This window comes from Tabrizicola sp. TH137 (assembly GCF_002855575.1).
Taxonomy (GTDB): domain Bacteria; phylum Pseudomonadota; class Alphaproteobacteria; order Rhodobacterales; family Rhodobacteraceae; genus Paragemmobacter.
The window spans coordinates 190,732-205,400 of sequence record NZ_PKRQ01000007.1; the positions used below are offsets into that span (position 1 = coordinate 190,732).

A 14,669-nucleotide genomic window follows, 5' to 3' on the forward strand; every position below is an offset into this window, starting at 1 on the left:
AATTTACTTCACGCCGAGGGCGATTCGTCCGCCTCATAGGCCTCGATAATCCGCGCCACCAGCGGGTGGCGCACCACGTCCTTGGCGGTGAAATAGTTGAATGCCACGCCCTTCACCCCCTTCAGGATGCGCTCTGCATCGGCCAGCCCCGACGGCACGCCGCGCGGCAGGTCGATCTGCGTCCGGTCGCCGGTGATCACCATCCGGCTGCCCTCGCCCAGTCGCGTCAGGAACATCTTCATCTGCATCGTCGTCGCATTCTGCGCCTCGTCCAGCACGATGAAGGCATTCGAAAGCGTCCGCCCGCGCATGAAGGCCAGCGGCGCGATCTCGATCCGCTTCTCCTCCATCAGCTTCTGCACCTGCTTCTGCGGCAGGAAGTCGTTCAGCGCGTCATAGAGCGGCTGCATGTAGGGATCGACCTTCTCCTTCATGTCGCCGGGCAGGAAGCCGAGCCGTTCGCCTGCCTCCACTGCCGGGCGGCTCAGGATGATCTTCTCCACCGCACCCGAGATGAACATCGTCACGCCCACCGCCACGGCCAGATAGGTCTTCCCCGTCCCCGCCGGTCCGATGCCGAAGCCCAGCTCGTTCTGGAACAGGTTCGCCACATAGGCCTTCTGCGCCTCGGTGCGCGGCTCGATGGGCTTCTTGCGCGTGCGCAGCTCGATCCCGCCGGCCGAGAACATCTCGATCTGCTCGCCCTCGGCCATCGCCCGGTCGGGCATCGGACGCCCCATCCGCATCGCGCCGTCGATATCGCCCGCCGCCACGCCGCGCCCCGATTCCAGCCGTGCATAAAGTGATCGCAGCACACCCGCCGCCTGATCCCTCGCGCCCTTCTCGCCGATCACGGCCAACCTGTTGCCCCGCCTCAGGATATGAACCCCGATCTGGTGTTCAATCTGCGCAAGATTGCGGTCGAATTCGCCGCACAGATCAATCAGCAATCGGTTGTCCGGAAATTCGAGCAGCGTTTCCACAACGTCCTCGGAACGGGTCGGGGGGGTCAGCGCGCTGATGCCCAAAGGGGTCTCCTTCTGCAAGGGGCTTCGCCAATATCTTGATGATGTGCCGCGTTCCGCCACAAGGCAAGCATCAATCAAGGTCACAGGGTCATTCTGCCCAAGGATTGTGCAAATGCCATGACGCCTTTGGTCCCACCGCAGAAGAAAGAAGGGGCGCATCCCCGATGCGCCCCCCGTCCCGCTCACGCATTTCCCGCGCCTCAGCGCGGCACCCAGTCCCCAATGGCCGCCGACCGCGTCTCATAAGGGCCGATCACGGTCCCGGGCGGGAAGCGGTTGTTGCAGATCGGCAAACCGCTCGCCGGGTCATAGCGCGGGCTGGAATAGCCTTCGATCCCGTCGTCGATGATCCAGTTCTGGCAGCCGTCCGGGTCATAGGCAATGGCAGCCTCGCCATTGACCAGCGACGTCCGGTCGAACAGGCCGCGATCCGACCCTGTGGCGATCACGCTGTCCGGCCCGCCATAAGGCGCGATCCCGCAGGCCGAAAGCACCAGACCCATCAGGACAAGAACCCCCACGCGGGGCAAGCTCACACACATCATCACCGACCCCACGTGTAGCAGACGACTTCCACCCGGCGGTTCTGCTGCATGCCCTCCGCCGTCGCATTGCTGGCGCGCGGTTGCCGCTCGCCAAAGCCGATCTGCCGTTCCACCGGCGCGCCGACCGACCGCGCCACATCCGCCACCGCCGCCGCGCGGCGCTCCGACAGGCGGATGTTGTATTCATCCGAGGCGCGGCTGTCCGTATGCCCGTAGATCGCATAGCCAAAGGCGCCCGCCGACTGGAAGAAGGACTGCAACCGCGCCCGGCCTTGCGCCGTCAACCTTGCGCTGTCCGTCGCGAAAAGCGTATCGGTATTCTCCACCAGGCACAGGTTCCGCTTCAGGCAGACCGGCTTGCCCGTATGCGGATCGCGGCGCGGCACCATATAGCCCTCGACGCCGCCATCGGCCCACCAATGCATGCAGCCGTCATCGTCGATCCAGGCGCCCCAGTCGATCCGTCCTGTCACTTCGGGTTGGGTCTGGGCCAAGAGCCCGCTCGGCGCCACCACATTGAGCGCCACACAAAGCGCGCCAATCAGCGCGCGACGCGAGTATCGAAACAAGCCGAAGCCCTCCTCGTTAACAGATCACCACCTACAGATACTCGCCATCAGGATTGCCGCCCTCAGGGCCGCAAGGCAAGGGAAAATCACGCCCTTCCAGAGCCTGCGCCGTCAGTTTCAGATCACAGGCGGGCCAATCCTCCGCCTTCGGCACGATTGTCGCCGGTCAGGCAACAATCGGCGCGTCGAGCCGCGCCCCGGCCAGCGAATTGGGGGCCGATGCCGTGATCCGGACCCGCACCAGATCGCCCACCCGCGCCGCGGGGTCCGCGACATGCACCGCATGCAGATGGTCGGACTTGCCCACCATCTGCCCCGGCAGACGCCCCGCCTTCTCGTAAAGGACGCCCACCTCGCGCCCCACCATCGCCTCCTGCGCCGCGCGCTGCTGCGTGGTGATCAGCGCCTGCAACTCTTGCAGCCGCGCATCCGCCACCGCGGCCTCCACCGGAGTCTTCTCTGCCGCAGGCGTGCCAGGCCGGGCAGAATACTTGAAGCTGAAGGCCGCGCCGAACCCGACATGACGGATCAGGTCCATCGTATCGGCAAAATCCGCCTCGCTTTCGCCCGGAAAGCCCACGATGAAATCCGAACTCAGCAGGATGTCGGGCCGTGCCGCGCGGATGCGTTCGATCAGGCGGAAATACTGGTCCCGCGTATGCTTGCGGTTCATCGCCTTCAGGATGCGGTCGCTGCCCGATTGCACCGGCAGATGCAGATAGGGCATCAGCTTGGCCTCTTCGCCATGGGCGGCGATCAGATCGTCCTCCATGTCATTGGGATGGCTCGTCGTGTAGCGGATGCGCTCCAGCCCGTCGATCTTCGCCAGCGCCCGCACCAGCCGCGCCAGCCCCCAGGCCCCCCCGTCGCCCTCGCCATGATAGGCATTCACGTTCTGGCCCAGCAGGGTGATTTCCTTCACCCCCTTCTCCACAAGCGCCCGCGCCTCGCCCAGCAACCGCGCCACCGGGCGGCTCACCTCCGCCCCCCGCGTGTAGGGCACTACGCAGAAGGCGCAGAACTTGTCGCAACCCTCCTGCACCGTCAAAAAGGCCGAGGGCCCGCGCAGCGCCTTGCGTTCGGGCAGGTGGTCGAACTTGTCCTCGGCGGGAAAATCGGTATCGACCGCCTTCCTGCCCTTGGCCACCTCATCCATCATGCCCGGCAGGCGATGATAGCTTTGCGGCCCCACCACCAGATCCACCAGAGGCATCCGCCGCAGGATCTCTTCCCCCTCGGCCTGCGCCACGCAGCCTGCCACACCGATCTTCAGATCGGGCTTCGCCTGCTTCAGCGGGCGCAGCCTGCCAAGATCGGAATACAACTTCTCCGAAGCCTTCTCGCGGATATGGCAGGTGTTCAGCAGCACCATGTCCGCCTCTTCCGCCACCTCGGTCACGACATAGCCTTCCGCGCCCAGCGTCTCCGCCATGCGCTCGCTGTCATAGACGTTCATCTGGCAGCCATAGGTCTTGATGAACAGCTTCTTCGGTTCCGGCATGGCGCCCCCCTGTTCCGCAAGCGTCCCATATAGGCAAATCGGCAGGTTTCGCAATCGCGCCCCCGCCAAAGGGGCTTGCATCGGCGCGGGCCATGCCGGACTCTGCACCAAGGCTGGCCAAGACCGGCCGCAGGGGCGCAGTTCGGGCAGGGTGCATGCAGCACGAGTCGTTGTCAGAGTATATCAGGTCCGCCACGGCCAGCCCGCCCAAGGGCCCCATGGCCATCATCATGGCCGAAGACGGGGTGGAAGTGGACACCACCCTCCGTCATCACTTGCAGGCGGGCTTCCCCGAGGTGCTGCTGCTCGCCCCGCCGGAAATCACGCTGGCCGCGGCGCTGGAACCGGCGGTGCACCGCATCCGCCATGACGTTCATGCCGAAAACGCGCTGATCGCCGCGGTCAACCAGTTGATCGAGGCCTTCCCCGGCCTCTGGATGTTCTACTGCTTCAACGCCGAATATCTCTTCCACCCCTTCTGCGAAACGCGCACCGTGCGCGACCTTCTCGCCTTCCATGCCGAGGAAAGGCGCGATGCGATGCTCACCTATGTCATCGACCTCTATGCCGACGACCTCGACCGCCACCCCGGCGCGGTCAATCTCGAAGCTGCCCATCTCGACCGGTCCGGCTATTACGCCCTTGCCCGGCAGGACCCGGACAACAACTGGCACCCCAAGGAACGCCAGCTCGATTTCTTCGGCGGCCTGCGCTGGCGGTTCGAAGAGCATGTTCCCTGGACCCGCCGCAAGATTGACCGGGTCTCGCTGTTCAAGGCGAAGCGGGGCCTCGTCCTGCGGCCCGACTTCACCTTCTCGGACGAGGAATACAACACCTATGCCTGCCCCTGGCACAACAACCTGACCGCGGCCGTCTGTTCCTTCCGCACGGCAAAGGCGCTGAAGTCCAATCCGGGCTCGAAATGGGAAATCCGCAGCTTCCGCTGGCACAATTCCACCCCGTTCGAATGGCATTCGCAGCAGCTTATGGACCTCGGCCTCATGGAACCGGGGCAATGGTTCTGACCACCCGCTCCGCAGGCCCCGTCACCAGCGCAGGAAGCGCAGACCCAGCACCGCGCCCAGCACCGTGACCAGCAGGATGGCCAGCCCGTACCAGGTCACATAGAAGACCGGATTGTCCTGCGTGCAGAACAGCGAATAGCCCGTCGTGATGCCACAAGCCACGGCAAGCCCCGCCAATGCCCCCGCCCGTGCCGGGGCCACGCTCGCCCCCCGGCGCATCTTCGCGATCAGAACCGCCAACGGCAGGATCGACAGGGTGACGATCAGACCAAGGCATTCCGTCACGGAAAAGGCCGAAACATCCGCAAACCGCTCCGCCGGGGACAGCACCGAAAAGCCCCAGAGCCAAAGCCCCGCCGCCGCCATGGCCGGGGGCAAGAGCCCCCACCAGCGCGGCCGCACGGCATCCGGTCGCAGTTGCGCCAGAGCCATCGGGAAAGCCAGCCCCGCAAGGACAAGCGGCAGCGCCGTCTTGGCCAGAACCGCAGGCTGCTGAAGCGCCGCCGCCAGCCCTTCCCGCACCCCGGCCAGCATCAGGAAAAGACCCGCCACCGCCAGAATGGCCGCAAGGACCACACCGGCGATCCGCACCGGACGCAGCGGCGCCTGCGGCGCGGCATCCGCCGCCAGCAGCCCGATCAGATCATCCGTCTTCATTTCTCGGTTCCCTTCGCAATATCCGCCATCCGGCGGATCGCCCGGTGCAGCGCCACGCGCACCGCGCCTTCGCTCATCTCCAGCCGCGCACCCACTTCGGCCGTGCTCAACCCGTGCAGGCTTACCGACCGCACGATATCGGCCGACCGCGCATCCAACCGCCCGATGAGCACCGCACTGTCCCGCGCCGCCATCGCATCGGGCTCCGCCTCCGCTTCCAGCGCCTCGGCGAAATCCTCGATGGGCAGATGCACCGAACCGCCCCTGCGGCGGAAGGCATCCACGACCTTGTGCCGCGTCACCGCATGAAGCCAGGGCAGAAGCGGCGCCGACCTGTCCCAGGTGTGGCGCTTGGTGTGGATGGCGATCAACACCTCCTGCACCACATCTTCCTGCCCTTCCGGACCAAGAACCCGCCCACGCGCCCGCACGATCCCGCGCAAGACGGGCGTGACAAGGCCGAGGAAGCGGGCATAGGCGCGCCCGTCCCCTTCCATCGCCGCAATCAGCAGCGCCGACCATTCGGCTTCGCGGTTCGTCATTCTGGATCGTCCATTCGCACGAGAGTCACTTCTGTTACAGCCTTGACCGCAAATCCCACAAATTTGTTTCAGATTACCAACAGACGCCCCGAAGCGTGCTGTTCCGGACACCGGTTCGGCATGGCGCGTGACGGCAGCCCGCCCCGCCGCCAACCTCCGCGCCATGGCGCCGCACAGGCCGGGCCGAGGTTTGCCCGCTCACCCGATCGGCCCGACGGGCCGCAGCCTCCTGCAACCCGCCCCTTGCCGCGGCAAGGATGCATTAACCCGCGCCCGCTAGAGTCGGAGACATGTGCCAGCTCGACCACAGTCCCCCGCCGACAGCCGCGCTTCACCCCCGGGTGCCGCGATGCGCCTGATTGCCCTGATGCAGGGCGAACACCGTGTCACCTCCGATGCTGACGAGGTAATCAGCACCGTCCTCGGCTCCTGCATCGCGGCCTGCCTCTGGGATGCGCGGGCGGGGATTGGCGGGATGAACCATTTCCTCCTGCCCGACGGCCCGGCCCATGACGGGGCCTCGCTGCGCTATGGCCTGCATGCGATGGAACTGCTGATCAACGCCCTGCTGCGCCAGGGGGCCGAACGCTCCGCCCTGCGGGCCAAGCTTTTCGGTGGCGCGCATCTGCAACCGCATCTTCCCGACATCGGCCACCGCAACCTTACCTTCGCGCAGGAATTCCTCCGCCGCGAAGGCATACCCTGCATCGGCGGGTCCGTGGGCGGCGATCGCGGCCGGCGCATCCGCTTCTGGCCGGTCGATGGCCGCGCCCAGCAGTTCCTGCTTCCCCCCACGGCGGTGCAGGAAGGCCCTGCCCCCGCCGCGCCCCGATCCGGCGAAGTGGTCCTGTTCTGACCCGGCACGCCCGGCTGCGACGGGCAGCGCGCACTTACCTCGATTTAACGAATCAGCCGCAGACTTGGCCCGAGGAAAGACACGGAGGGGGCGGAAGGACAGGCCCTCGCAAGATGGAGTTCTCCAGGATGATCAGCCAATTCAGGGCCGAACCGCCGGTTCTGGTCGCCACCGGAACGCTCGCCGGCCTGCTGGCCGGGGGCATCCCCCTTGCCGCAGGTCTCCCGGGGGCCGGGGCCGCCCTCGCCGCTGCGCTCGTCGCGGCCGCGACCACGGGTCTTGTCGCCAGTTGGCAGGCAGGCCGGGCCGCCGCCAATCGCCCTGCGCCGGTCGATGCCGGGGAAGACGCCCGCAGCATCGGTTTCGACTGCGCGCCCTCCGCGCTCATCCTGACGGGGCCGGATGGCCGCATCACCCATGCGAACGCCGCATTCCGGGCGCTGATCGCGCAGCATGGCGCTGACCTGCGCCGTCACCTTCCGCTTCCCCCCGACGGCCTGATCATCGGCGCGGATATCCGCTTCCTTCTGGCGGATTACGATGCCCGGCTCAGCGGCGGCGCACCCGCGACGACGCAGATCACGGCGGGGGAACACAGTCTCGGCCTGCGGATGACCCCGCTTCCCGGCACAGGCGGCGCCGTCATCACTCTGGCCGATCTGTCCGCCCATAGTCGGCTCAAGGCGCAGATCGCGGCGATCGACAGGCATCAGCCCGTCTTCGAACTGGCGGCAGACGGGCGCATTCTCCGCGCCAATGAGGCGGCCGCCCGCGCGGCCGGTTGCGATCCGGCCGGGATGACAGGGCGCAACCTCGGCACGCTCCTGTCCGCGGACGGGGCCGCCCTGACCGCGATCCTCGCGCGGGCGTCAGGCTCCGGCTATGAAACGGCCCGCCTGCACCTGGCCGGCCACGGCGCGGAGTCCTGGCTCGACTGCACGCTCCACCCGATCCGGGACGAGGCGGGGCAGATCCAGCACATCCTCTGCCTCGGCACCGATGTCACCGACAGCGTCGCCGCGACCCTTCAGGAAGACGCGCAGCGCCGCAGCGCGCAAGACGGGCAGGCGCTCATGGCCCGCCATCTGGGCGACGGGCTGACGGCCCTCGCCCTTGGCGACCTCACCCATCGCATCCAGACCCCCTTCCCCCCGCAATACGAACCGCTGCGCCAGAACTTCAACACCGCGCTCGACCGTCTGTCGGAGGCCTTGGTCGAAGTCGTATCCGTCACCGGCGGCATCCGGAACGACGCAGCCGAAATGAACGCGGCCGCCGAAGATCTCTCCCGCCGCACCGAAGGACAGGCCGCCACGCTGGAGCAGACGGCGGCAGCTCTGGACGAACTCACCGCCAGCGTCCGCTCTGCCGCCGAAAGTGCCGCAAGCGCCGACCAGTCCGCCCGCGCCGCCCATCGCGAGGCCGAGGAATCGGGGCGTGTCGTCACCGACGCGGTCGAGGCGATGGGCCAGATCGAGGCCTCCTCCCGCCAGATCAGCCAGATCATCGGCGTGATCGACGAGATCGCCTTCCAGACCAACCTCCTCGCCCTCAATGCGGGGGTAGAGGCCGCCCGGGCCGGCGAGGCCGGGCGTGGCTTCGCGGTCGTCGCCTCGGAAGTGCGCGCCCTCGCCCAGCGATCCTCCGCCGCTGCGCGCGAAATCAAGGACCTCATCTCCGCCTCCAGCCGCCAGGTGGAGAATGGCGTGACGCTCGTCGGTCAGGCGGGCGAGACATTGCGCGCCATCCTCGCCGGGGTGACGAATATCGCCGAACGGGTCTCGGCGCTTGCGCAATCCTCCCGTGAACAGGCGACCGGGATCACGGAAATCAATTCCGGCGTCACCATGCTGGATCAGGTGACCCAGCAGAATGCCGCCATGGTCGAGGAATCTACGGCCGCTAGCCATTCCCTCCACCGCGCCGCCGAAAGCCTGGCCGCCCTGATGCAGCGCTTCCGCCTCGACGGCGTGGCAGCGACCGCCGAACCTCCGCCCCTGCGCGATCCGAAGGTCACGCCCCTGCGTGTCGCCGAGGCATCCGCCATCCGCGACAGCCGCCCGCCCGCCCGCGCCGTCGCCGCCCAATCCGGCTGGGAGGAATTCTAGGTCGCCGTCCCCCCTCGCCGATCTCTGCGTCTCCGCCCTCTTTCAAGGTCCGCCGCCATGTCGAAACCCATTTCCCTTCCCGCACGGCTCGATGTCGATGCCGCCTGCGACCTCTGGGCGGAATGCGCCCAGGCCGAAGGTCCGCTGGTTCTGGATGCCGCCGCTCTGCGCCATGTCGGCGCGGCGGGCCTTCAGGTCCTTCTGCTTGCCGACCGCATCCAGCAGGGCAAGGGCCACCGGCTCTCCCTGATCAATCTGGGTGCCGACGGTGCTGCCCGTCTTGCCCTGGTGGGGGCCGGGGCCGCTTTCCCGGCCGGAGATGCGCCGATCACCGGGCGAACCGCATGATGTCGCAGGCCCTCGCCACTCCCGCCGCCCATGTGCTGGCCGTCGATGACAGCCTCACGATGCGCGAACTCCTCCGCTCGGCCCTCAGCGAGGCAGGCTATGCCGTCACCCTTGCCAGCGATGGCCGTGAGGCGCTGGTCCGGCTGGCCGAAACCACCCCGGATCTGATCGTGACGGATCTCAACATGCCGCATCTCGATGGCTTCGGCCTGATCGAGGCGGTCCGCTCCGGGGTGCAGGCCGCTCGGATCCCGATCCTCGTCCTCACCACCGAAACCGGTGCGGAACTGAAAGACCGGGCCCGCCGGATGGGGGCAACCGGCTGGATCGGCAAGCCCTTCGATGACGCGGCGCTGGTGGCCACGATCCGCCGCGTCCTCCCTGGCTGAGCGAGGCGCCCATGCCGACAAGTACCGATCTCCGTGCCATCTTCTTCGAAGAAGCGGATGAACTCCTTACCGCCCTCGACGAAGGCCTGCGCGCCATGAGCGAAGGCCATGCCGCGAGCGAGGTGATCAACGCGGTCTTCCGGGCCGTCCATTCCATCAAGGGCGGCGCCGCCGCCTTTGCGCTGCATGATCTCGTCGCCTTTGCCCACAGCTTCGAATCCCTGCTGGATGAGTTGCGCACCGGCACCCGCCTGCCGGACCCCGACTGCATCGCAACGCTCATCGAGGCCGCCGATCACCTTGCCGATCTCGTGACCTGCGAACGCGGCGGAACCGCCGCCGATCCCGATCAGATCCGTCACGCTCTCGACCGTCTCAAGGCCTTCGGCCAGTCCGGTCCCAGTCAGATCCGAGTCGAACTGCCGTTCGATCCGGTTCCGCTGGCGGCGCTCGACCCGCTCCCCCTTGCCTTCGACGCTCTTCCGCTCGTGGAACAAACCGCCCCGCCCGCGCGCGTCTCGATCCGGTTCCGCCCGCATCCGGATGCGCTCCGGTCCGGCCACGAGCCCGCCCTGATCCTGCGCGATCTCGCCGAAATCGGCGAAATGCAAGTCCTTCTCGATCACTCCGCGCTGACAGAGGCTGCCGCCTTCGATCCGACCAGCAGCTACCTTTCCTGGACCATCACCCTCCAGACTGACCGGACGGAGGCCGAAATCCGCGCCGTCTTCGATTTCATCGCGCTTCACGCCGATATCGACATCTCAACCGAAACCGAGGAACGCCCCGCCCCTGCTGCGGCGGATCGGATGCCTGCGCCGCCCTCTCCGCCGCCGCTCCCCGCGCCAGCCGCGCCGTCTGCCCCCCGCCCGGTCACGGCCGATGGCCTGCGGGACGCTGCCGCTGCCGCGCAGAAGGCGACGCTGCGGGTGGATGTCGAACGGGTGGATCGTCTGGTCAATGTCGCCGGGGAACTGGTCATTCACAACGCGATGCTGACCGATGCCATCAACCGTCGCCCCGCCGCCGACCCGCATGAAGTCGCGCGAAGCCTCGATCAGTTGCGCCAGCTTTCCCGCATGATCCAGGACAGTGCGATGGCCATCCGCGCCCAGCCGGTGAAACCGCTCTTCGACCGGATGCATCGCATCCTGCGCGAAGCAGCCGCCGCCACCGGCAAGAAGGCACGGCTGGACATCGTGGGTGAGGCGACGGAAGTTGACCGAACCATCATCGAACGTCTTGCCGATCCGCTGACCCACATGGTCCGCAACGCCGTCGATCACGGGATCGAGCTTCCGGAGCGTCGTCGTGCGGCGGGCAAGCCCGAAGCCGGCACCGTCCGGATCGAGGCGCAGCATCGCTCCGGGCGCATCCTGATCATCGTGTCCGACGATGGCGGCGGCATCGACCGCGCGCGGGTCCAGCAGATCGCCACGGAGCGCGGCCTGATCCCGCCGACCGCCGACCTTGCCCCGGCGGATGTCGATGCGCTGCTCTTCCTTCCGGGCTTTTCCACGGCCAAGTCCGTCTCGGCGCTGTCCGGCCGCGGTGTCGGCATGGATGTGGTCCGCTCGGCCATCCTCGCCCTCGGGGGCCGCATCGGCATCACCTCGACGCCCGGGGAAGGCACCGCCCTCCGCATCAGCCTGCCCCTCACCCTCGCCGTCATGGATGGCATGGTCGTCCGCGCCGGGGGGCAGCCGCTCGTCCTTCCCCTGTCCAGCATCGTCGAAACCCTCAGCCTCGACGGCGCCGATCTGCATGCCCTCGGCGATGGCGGCCGGCTGGTGCAATTGCGCGGCCAGTGCCTGCCGATCCTCGGTGTCGCTGCGGCTCTCGGGCTGACACAAGCCTCCGTCCGGCCGGAAGACCAGGTCATCATCGTCGTCGAACGCGAAGACAAAAGCAGGCTCGCACTCATCGTCGACGGCATCGACGATCAACGCCAGATCGTCATCAAGAGCCTTGACGAAAACTATGGCCATATCCCCGGCATCGCCGCCGCCACCGTGCTCGGCGATGGATCCGTGGCCCTGATCATCGACCCCGCCGAACTGGTGCAGGCAAGGTCGCCGCGCGCCAGCCTCACCGCCTTCTCCGCAGCAGCAGAGTGACCGATGCAGACAGTCGTCCTAGACCCCGCTCCCCTTGCCAGTCCCGCCTCGGCCGAAACCGGGGAGACGGCCTCAAGCCCGATCCCGGACTCCGGCCTCGCAGAAGGCGGGCGCGGCGCAAAGCCGCGCGAATTCATCGCCTTCCGGGCCCAGGGGCAGGATTTCTGCATCGACATCCTTGCCGTGCGCGAAATCCGTGGCTGGACCAGGGCGGCAGCCCTGCCCCATGCACCCCATTACGTCGAGGGCGTGATCAACCTGCGTGGCGCGATCGTGCCGATCTTCGATCTGGCCGCCAAGCTTGGCCTGCCCCGCATCCGCGAACATGACCGCAACGTCATCATCGTCACCGTCGTGGGCAAGCGTGTCGTCGGCCTTCTGGTAGAGACGGTGACCGACATCTTCTCGGCCGCATCCGATGCGATGCATCCCGTCCCCGACCTCACGCGCGAGGAAACGCATGTCGCCCTGTCCGGCATGATCGTGGATTCAGACCGGCTGATCCGCATCGTCGATCTGGAGGCGCTTCTCCCTTCACAAGCAGAGGGTGGATGATGACACAGGCCATCACCGCCGACCGGAACGAGCAGGAGATTGATCACGCGACCTTCACCACCCTCCGGCGGATCGTCGAGAGGGAAACCGGCATCGCGCTGGCAGAGGGCAAGCGCCACATGCTTCAGGCCAGGCTGGGCAGTCGTCTGCGCAGCATGGGCATGACCGGGTTCCAGGCCTTCCTCGCCCGCCTCGATGAACCCGATGCCCATGCCGAACGTGCGGCCCTGATCTCGGCTGTCACCACCAATGTCACGGGGTTCTTCCGGGAAGCGCATCACTTCACCCTGCTGGCAGAGCGGATACTGCCCCCGCTGGTCGATCCGCTGCGCCGGGCGGGGCGATTGCGCCTGTGGTCTGCGGCCTGTTCGACTGGCGAAGAGGCCTATTCGATCGCCGCCAGCCTGCACAGGGTCTGCCCCGACATCGGCACCTGCGATGCCCGCATCCTCGCAACCGATATCGACGAACAGGTGCTGGCACGGGCGGCGCTGGCGGAATACGGCGCAAAACAGATCGCCCCGCTTGGGGCAGAGCAAAGGATGGCGCTTTTCGGCAGCACGGGCGCGACCCGCATCCGCGATGATCTGCGGCGTCTCGTGCGCTTCCGTCCGCTCAATCTGAACGGCGACTGGCCGATGCGCGGGCCCTTTCACGTCATCTTCTGCCGGAATGTCGCGATCTACTTCCCGCGTGACCGGCAGGAACGGCTCTGGCAGCGGTTCGGCGACCTTCTCGCCCCCGGGGGTTGGCTGATCCTCGGCCATTCCGAACGGCTGACAGGTCCCGCCGCGGCCGACTTCCGATGCGAAGACATCACCGCCTACCGCAAGATCGGGTGACGAAACGCTCCACCCGCGCCACAGAAGAAAGGCAGACCATGAAACGCTCCGACCTTCGGATCGCGGTCGTCGACGACACCGCCGTCAGCCGCCACCTGATCACCGAAGTCCTCGACTGGATGGAGGTGTTCAACTACACCACCTACAACAACGGCAGTTCCGCCCTCGCCGGCCTGCTGGCAAATCCCGTGCATATGGTGATCTCCGATTTCCACATGCCCGATATGGACGGGCTCGCCTTGCTGGAACGGGTGCGGCGCACCCCCGGGCTACAGCGCCTCGGCTTCATCATCGTTACCGGCCGGGCCGATGCGAACATGGTCGCGAATGGCCGCGCCCTCGGGCTCAACAACCTGATCAACAAGCCCTTCACCAAGGAACAGCTCCGCCGCTGCATCGAATCCGTGACGGGGCCGCTCACATGACCGATCCGATCCTGCTTCCTGCCCTGCTCGGCGCGGTAGCGACCGAAGCGCAGGATCTCGCCGAAGAGGTTCGTCGGCTGGAGGCGGCCCTTGTTCCCGCCCTCGCCGCGCGTTGCGACCTCGGGGCCTCGCTCCAGGGCCTCGATCCGCTCTTGCAGCGCCTGACGGCCCTGTCCCGCCTCGCCGCCAAGGCGGCGGCCGAGGCACCGGCGCAGCCCATGCCAGCCGCGACGTCCTGCCTGCAAACCCTCCGCCTCGCCCGTTTCATGCGCGCCCTGCGCTGCGAAACCTCCCCGGCCTGCGCCGCCGATCCGACGGTCTTCGATCCGCTGCCCTGACCGTCCTCCCCTCAGCCGAACGCCAATGGCCATCCCCGCGACGGGAGGCCCGATCATGCCCTCGGCCCTGTCGGCCGATCGTTCAATTTCTCTGCATCCGGGCGGCAGCGAAACGGGGAAATCCACGGTTTGTTCATGGAAATGGGGAAGACATGACAGTCAGAAAACAGGAAAGGCCGCCCATGTCGAAGGACACCCCTTCCTTCCCTCCGGATTGCATCACCGTCGATGCCTCGCTGGATGTGCAAGGTGCCGTCACCCTGCGCGACCGCCTGCTGGCGATTCTGGCGCAGGGGCATCCCCCTGCCTGCACCGTGGAACTCACCGCCGCATCGGCCACGGCACCCGCCTTGCAGATCGCCGCCGCGCTGCGCGCCAGCCTGCTGCGCTCCGGGCGTTTCGCAGGTTACGGCCCGCATGCCGCAAACGCCCTTGCTACGGATCGCGGGGGGCAGGCATGACCCGCACGATCCTTGCGGTCGATGACAGCAAGTCGATCCGCGACATGGTGACCTTCACCCTGCAACCGCTCGGCTATCGCATCGTTCCGGCCTGCGATGGCCGCGACGGGCTGGATCGGTTCAGGCGCGAACCTGTGGCCCTTGTGATCACAGACCTGAACATGCCCGTCATGAACGGGATCGAGATGATCCGCCACCTGCGGGCCGATCCGCGCGGCGCCGGCATCCCGATCCTGATGCTCACCACCGAAACCAGCCCCGAGATGAAGGCACAAGGCAAGGCGGCCGGGGCAACCGGCTGGCTCAGCAAACCCTTCGATGCCGACATGCTCGTCGCCGTGACCCGCAAACTCGCAGGCTGAA

18 protein-coding genes are annotated in these 14,669 nt (G+C 67.1%); 12 read left to right on the forward strand and 6 right to left on the reverse strand.

Annotated features, from left to right (window positions below; all coding sequences use genetic code 11):
- Nucleotides 1–8: 8 nt before the first annotated feature.
- The 4 genes from C0V75_RS19465 to miaB form a co-directional block, all read right to left on the reverse strand.
- Nucleotides 9–1,028, reverse strand: a complete 1,020-nt coding sequence (locus C0V75_RS19465) for a PhoH family protein (protein WP_173861106.1) — start codon at nucleotides 1,026–1,028, stop codon at nucleotides 9–11.
- Between the two features lie 200 nt (nucleotides 1,029–1,228).
- A complete protein-coding gene (locus C0V75_RS19470) occupies nucleotides 1,229–1,549 on the reverse strand; it encodes a hypothetical protein (protein WP_143710460.1) in 321 nt (106 codons plus the stop codon).
- Nucleotides 1,550–1,572: 23 nt separating this feature from the next.
- Nucleotides 1,573–2,142 carry an OmpA family protein gene (locus tag C0V75_RS19475; RefSeq protein WP_254216538.1) on the reverse strand — a complete coding sequence of 190 codons (570 nt, stop codon included), beginning with the start codon at nucleotides 2,140–2,142 and terminating at the stop codon, nucleotides 1,573–1,575.
- Nucleotides 2,143–2,308: 166 nt separating this feature from the next.
- Nucleotides 2,309–3,643 (reverse strand): tRNA (N6-isopentenyl adenosine(37)-C2)-methylthiotransferase MiaB, encoded by a 1,335-nt coding sequence (miaB, locus tag C0V75_RS19480; protein WP_101922639.1) that lies wholly within the window; start codon nucleotides 3,641–3,643, stop codon nucleotides 2,309–2,311.
- Between the two features lie 155 nt (nucleotides 3,644–3,798).
- Between miaB and C0V75_RS19485 the strand changes: the two genes are divergently transcribed.
- Nucleotides 3,799–4,668 (forward strand): hypothetical protein, encoded by an 870-nt coding sequence (locus C0V75_RS19485; protein WP_101922640.1) that lies wholly within the window; start codon nucleotides 3,799–3,801, stop codon nucleotides 4,666–4,668.
- 21 nt (nucleotides 4,669–4,689) lie between these two features.
- On the opposite strand, the gene C0V75_RS19490 is transcribed toward C0V75_RS19485, so the two are convergent.
- Nucleotides 4,690–5,325 (reverse strand): NrsF family protein, encoded by a 636-nt coding sequence (locus C0V75_RS19490; protein WP_101922641.1) that lies wholly within the window; start codon nucleotides 5,323–5,325, stop codon nucleotides 4,690–4,692.
- The gene (locus tag C0V75_RS19495) at nucleotides 5,322–5,867 is read right to left on the reverse strand and encodes a sigma-70 family RNA polymerase sigma factor (protein WP_101922642.1); all 546 of its coding nucleotides are present in this window, start codon (nucleotides 5,865–5,867) and stop codon (nucleotides 5,322–5,324) included. Before C0V75_RS19495 ends, C0V75_RS19490 begins: the two co-directional genes overlap by 4 nt.
- 349 nt (nucleotides 5,868–6,216) lie before the next feature.
- On the opposite strand from C0V75_RS19495, the gene C0V75_RS19500 reads away from it, so the two are divergent.
- The 11 genes from C0V75_RS19500 to C0V75_RS19550 all read left to right on the forward strand — a co-directional run bounded on the left by C0V75_RS19500 (nucleotide 6,217) and on the right by C0V75_RS19550 (nucleotide 14,668).
- Nucleotides 6,217–6,723 (forward strand): chemotaxis protein CheD, encoded by a 507-nt coding sequence (locus C0V75_RS19500; protein WP_101922643.1) that lies wholly within the window; start codon nucleotides 6,217–6,219, stop codon nucleotides 6,721–6,723.
- A 128-nt stretch (nucleotides 6,724–6,851) separates the two neighbouring features.
- Nucleotides 6,852–8,831 (forward strand): methyl-accepting chemotaxis protein, encoded by a 1,980-nt coding sequence (locus C0V75_RS24160; RefSeq protein WP_143710461.1) that lies wholly within the window; start codon nucleotides 6,852–6,854, stop codon nucleotides 8,829–8,831.
- A 57-nt stretch (nucleotides 8,832–8,888) separates the two neighbouring features.
- Entirely contained in the window at nucleotides 8,889–9,179 is a 291-nt protein-coding gene (locus tag C0V75_RS19510; protein ID WP_101922645.1) for an STAS domain-containing protein, read from the forward strand.
- Entirely contained in the window at nucleotides 9,176–9,568 is a 393-nt protein-coding gene (locus C0V75_RS19515) for a response regulator (RefSeq protein WP_305791152.1), read from the forward strand. The genes C0V75_RS19510 and C0V75_RS19515 overlap by 4 nt, the downstream gene beginning before the upstream one ends.
- Before the next feature lie 11 nt (nucleotides 9,569–9,579).
- Nucleotides 9,580–11,685 (forward strand): chemotaxis protein CheA, encoded by a 2,106-nt coding sequence (locus C0V75_RS19520; protein WP_101922646.1) that lies wholly within the window; start codon nucleotides 9,580–9,582, stop codon nucleotides 11,683–11,685.
- Nucleotides 11,686–11,688: 3 nt separating this feature from the next.
- Nucleotides 11,689–12,240, forward strand: coding sequence for a chemotaxis protein CheW (locus C0V75_RS19525; protein WP_101922647.1), 552 nt, complete (start codon nucleotides 11,689–11,691; stop codon nucleotides 12,238–12,240).
- On the forward strand, nucleotides 12,240–13,082 hold the full coding sequence (locus C0V75_RS19530; RefSeq protein ID WP_101922696.1) for a protein-glutamate O-methyltransferase CheR: 843 nt from the start codon (nucleotides 12,240–12,242) through the stop codon (nucleotides 13,080–13,082). Before C0V75_RS19525 ends, C0V75_RS19530 begins: the two co-directional genes overlap by 1 nt.
- A gap of 38 nt (nucleotides 13,083–13,120) precedes the next feature.
- Complete coding sequence (locus C0V75_RS19535) at nucleotides 13,121–13,507, forward strand: response regulator (protein WP_101922697.1); 387 nt, start codon at nucleotides 13,121–13,123, stop codon at nucleotides 13,505–13,507.
- A complete protein-coding gene (locus C0V75_RS19540; protein WP_101922648.1) occupies nucleotides 13,504–13,845 on the forward strand; it encodes a hypothetical protein in 342 nt (113 codons plus the stop codon). Before C0V75_RS19535 ends, C0V75_RS19540 begins: the two co-directional genes overlap by 4 nt.
- 182 nt (nucleotides 13,846–14,027) lie before the next feature.
- The gene (locus tag C0V75_RS19545) at nucleotides 14,028–14,306 is read left to right on the forward strand and encodes a hypothetical protein (RefSeq protein WP_101922649.1); all 279 of its coding nucleotides are present in this window, start codon (nucleotides 14,028–14,030) and stop codon (nucleotides 14,304–14,306) included.
- A complete protein-coding gene (locus C0V75_RS19550) occupies nucleotides 14,303–14,668 on the forward strand; it encodes a response regulator (protein WP_101922650.1) in 366 nt (121 codons plus the stop codon). The genes C0V75_RS19545 and C0V75_RS19550 overlap by 4 nt, the downstream gene beginning before the upstream one ends.
- Nucleotide 14,669 lies beyond the last annotated feature (1 nt).

Excerpts from the sequence above, each read along its gene's own strand:
- miaB (WP_101922639.1), bottom strand. The coding sequence starts at position 3,643 with ATGCCGGAACCGAAGAAGCTGTTCATCAAGACCTATGGCTGCCAGATG.
- C0V75_RS19485 (WP_101922640.1), top strand. The coding sequence starts at position 3,799 with ATGCAGCACGAGTCGTTGTCAGAGTATATCAGGTCCGCCACGGCCAGC.
- C0V75_RS19490 (WP_101922641.1), bottom strand. The coding sequence starts at position 5,325 with ATGAAGACGGATGATCTGATCGGGCTGCTGGCGGCGGATGCCGCGCCG.
- C0V75_RS19495 (WP_101922642.1), bottom strand. The coding sequence starts at position 5,867 with ATGACGAACCGCGAAGCCGAATGGTCGGCGCTGCTGATTGCGGCGATG.
- C0V75_RS19500 (WP_101922643.1), top strand. The coding sequence starts at position 6,217 with ATGCGCCTGATTGCCCTGATGCAGGGCGAACACCGTGTCACCTCCGAT.
- C0V75_RS24160 (WP_143710461.1), top strand. The coding sequence starts at position 6,852 with ATGATCAGCCAATTCAGGGCCGAACCGCCGGTTCTGGTCGCCACCGGA.
- C0V75_RS19510 (WP_101922645.1), top strand. The coding sequence starts at position 8,889 with ATGTCGAAACCCATTTCCCTTCCCGCACGGCTCGATGTCGATGCCGCC.
- C0V75_RS19515 (WP_305791152.1), top strand. The coding sequence starts at position 9,176 with ATGATGTCGCAGGCCCTCGCCACTCCCGCCGCCCATGTGCTGGCCGTC.
- C0V75_RS19520 (WP_101922646.1), top strand. The coding sequence starts at position 9,580 with ATGCCGACAAGTACCGATCTCCGTGCCATCTTCTTCGAAGAAGCGGAT.
- C0V75_RS19525 (WP_101922647.1), top strand. The coding sequence starts at position 11,689 with ATGCAGACAGTCGTCCTAGACCCCGCTCCCCTTGCCAGTCCCGCCTCG.
- C0V75_RS19530 (WP_101922696.1), top strand. The coding sequence starts at position 12,240 with ATGACACAGGCCATCACCGCCGACCGGAACGAGCAGGAGATTGATCAC.
- C0V75_RS19535 (WP_101922697.1), top strand. The coding sequence starts at position 13,121 with ATGAAACGCTCCGACCTTCGGATCGCGGTCGTCGACGACACCGCCGTC.
- C0V75_RS19540 (WP_101922648.1), top strand. The coding sequence starts at position 13,504 with ATGACCGATCCGATCCTGCTTCCTGCCCTGCTCGGCGCGGTAGCGACC.
- C0V75_RS19545 (WP_101922649.1), top strand. The coding sequence starts at position 14,028 with ATGTCGAAGGACACCCCTTCCTTCCCTCCGGATTGCATCACCGTCGAT.
- C0V75_RS19550 (WP_101922650.1), top strand. The coding sequence starts at position 14,303 with ATGACCCGCACGATCCTTGCGGTCGATGACAGCAAGTCGATCCGCGAC.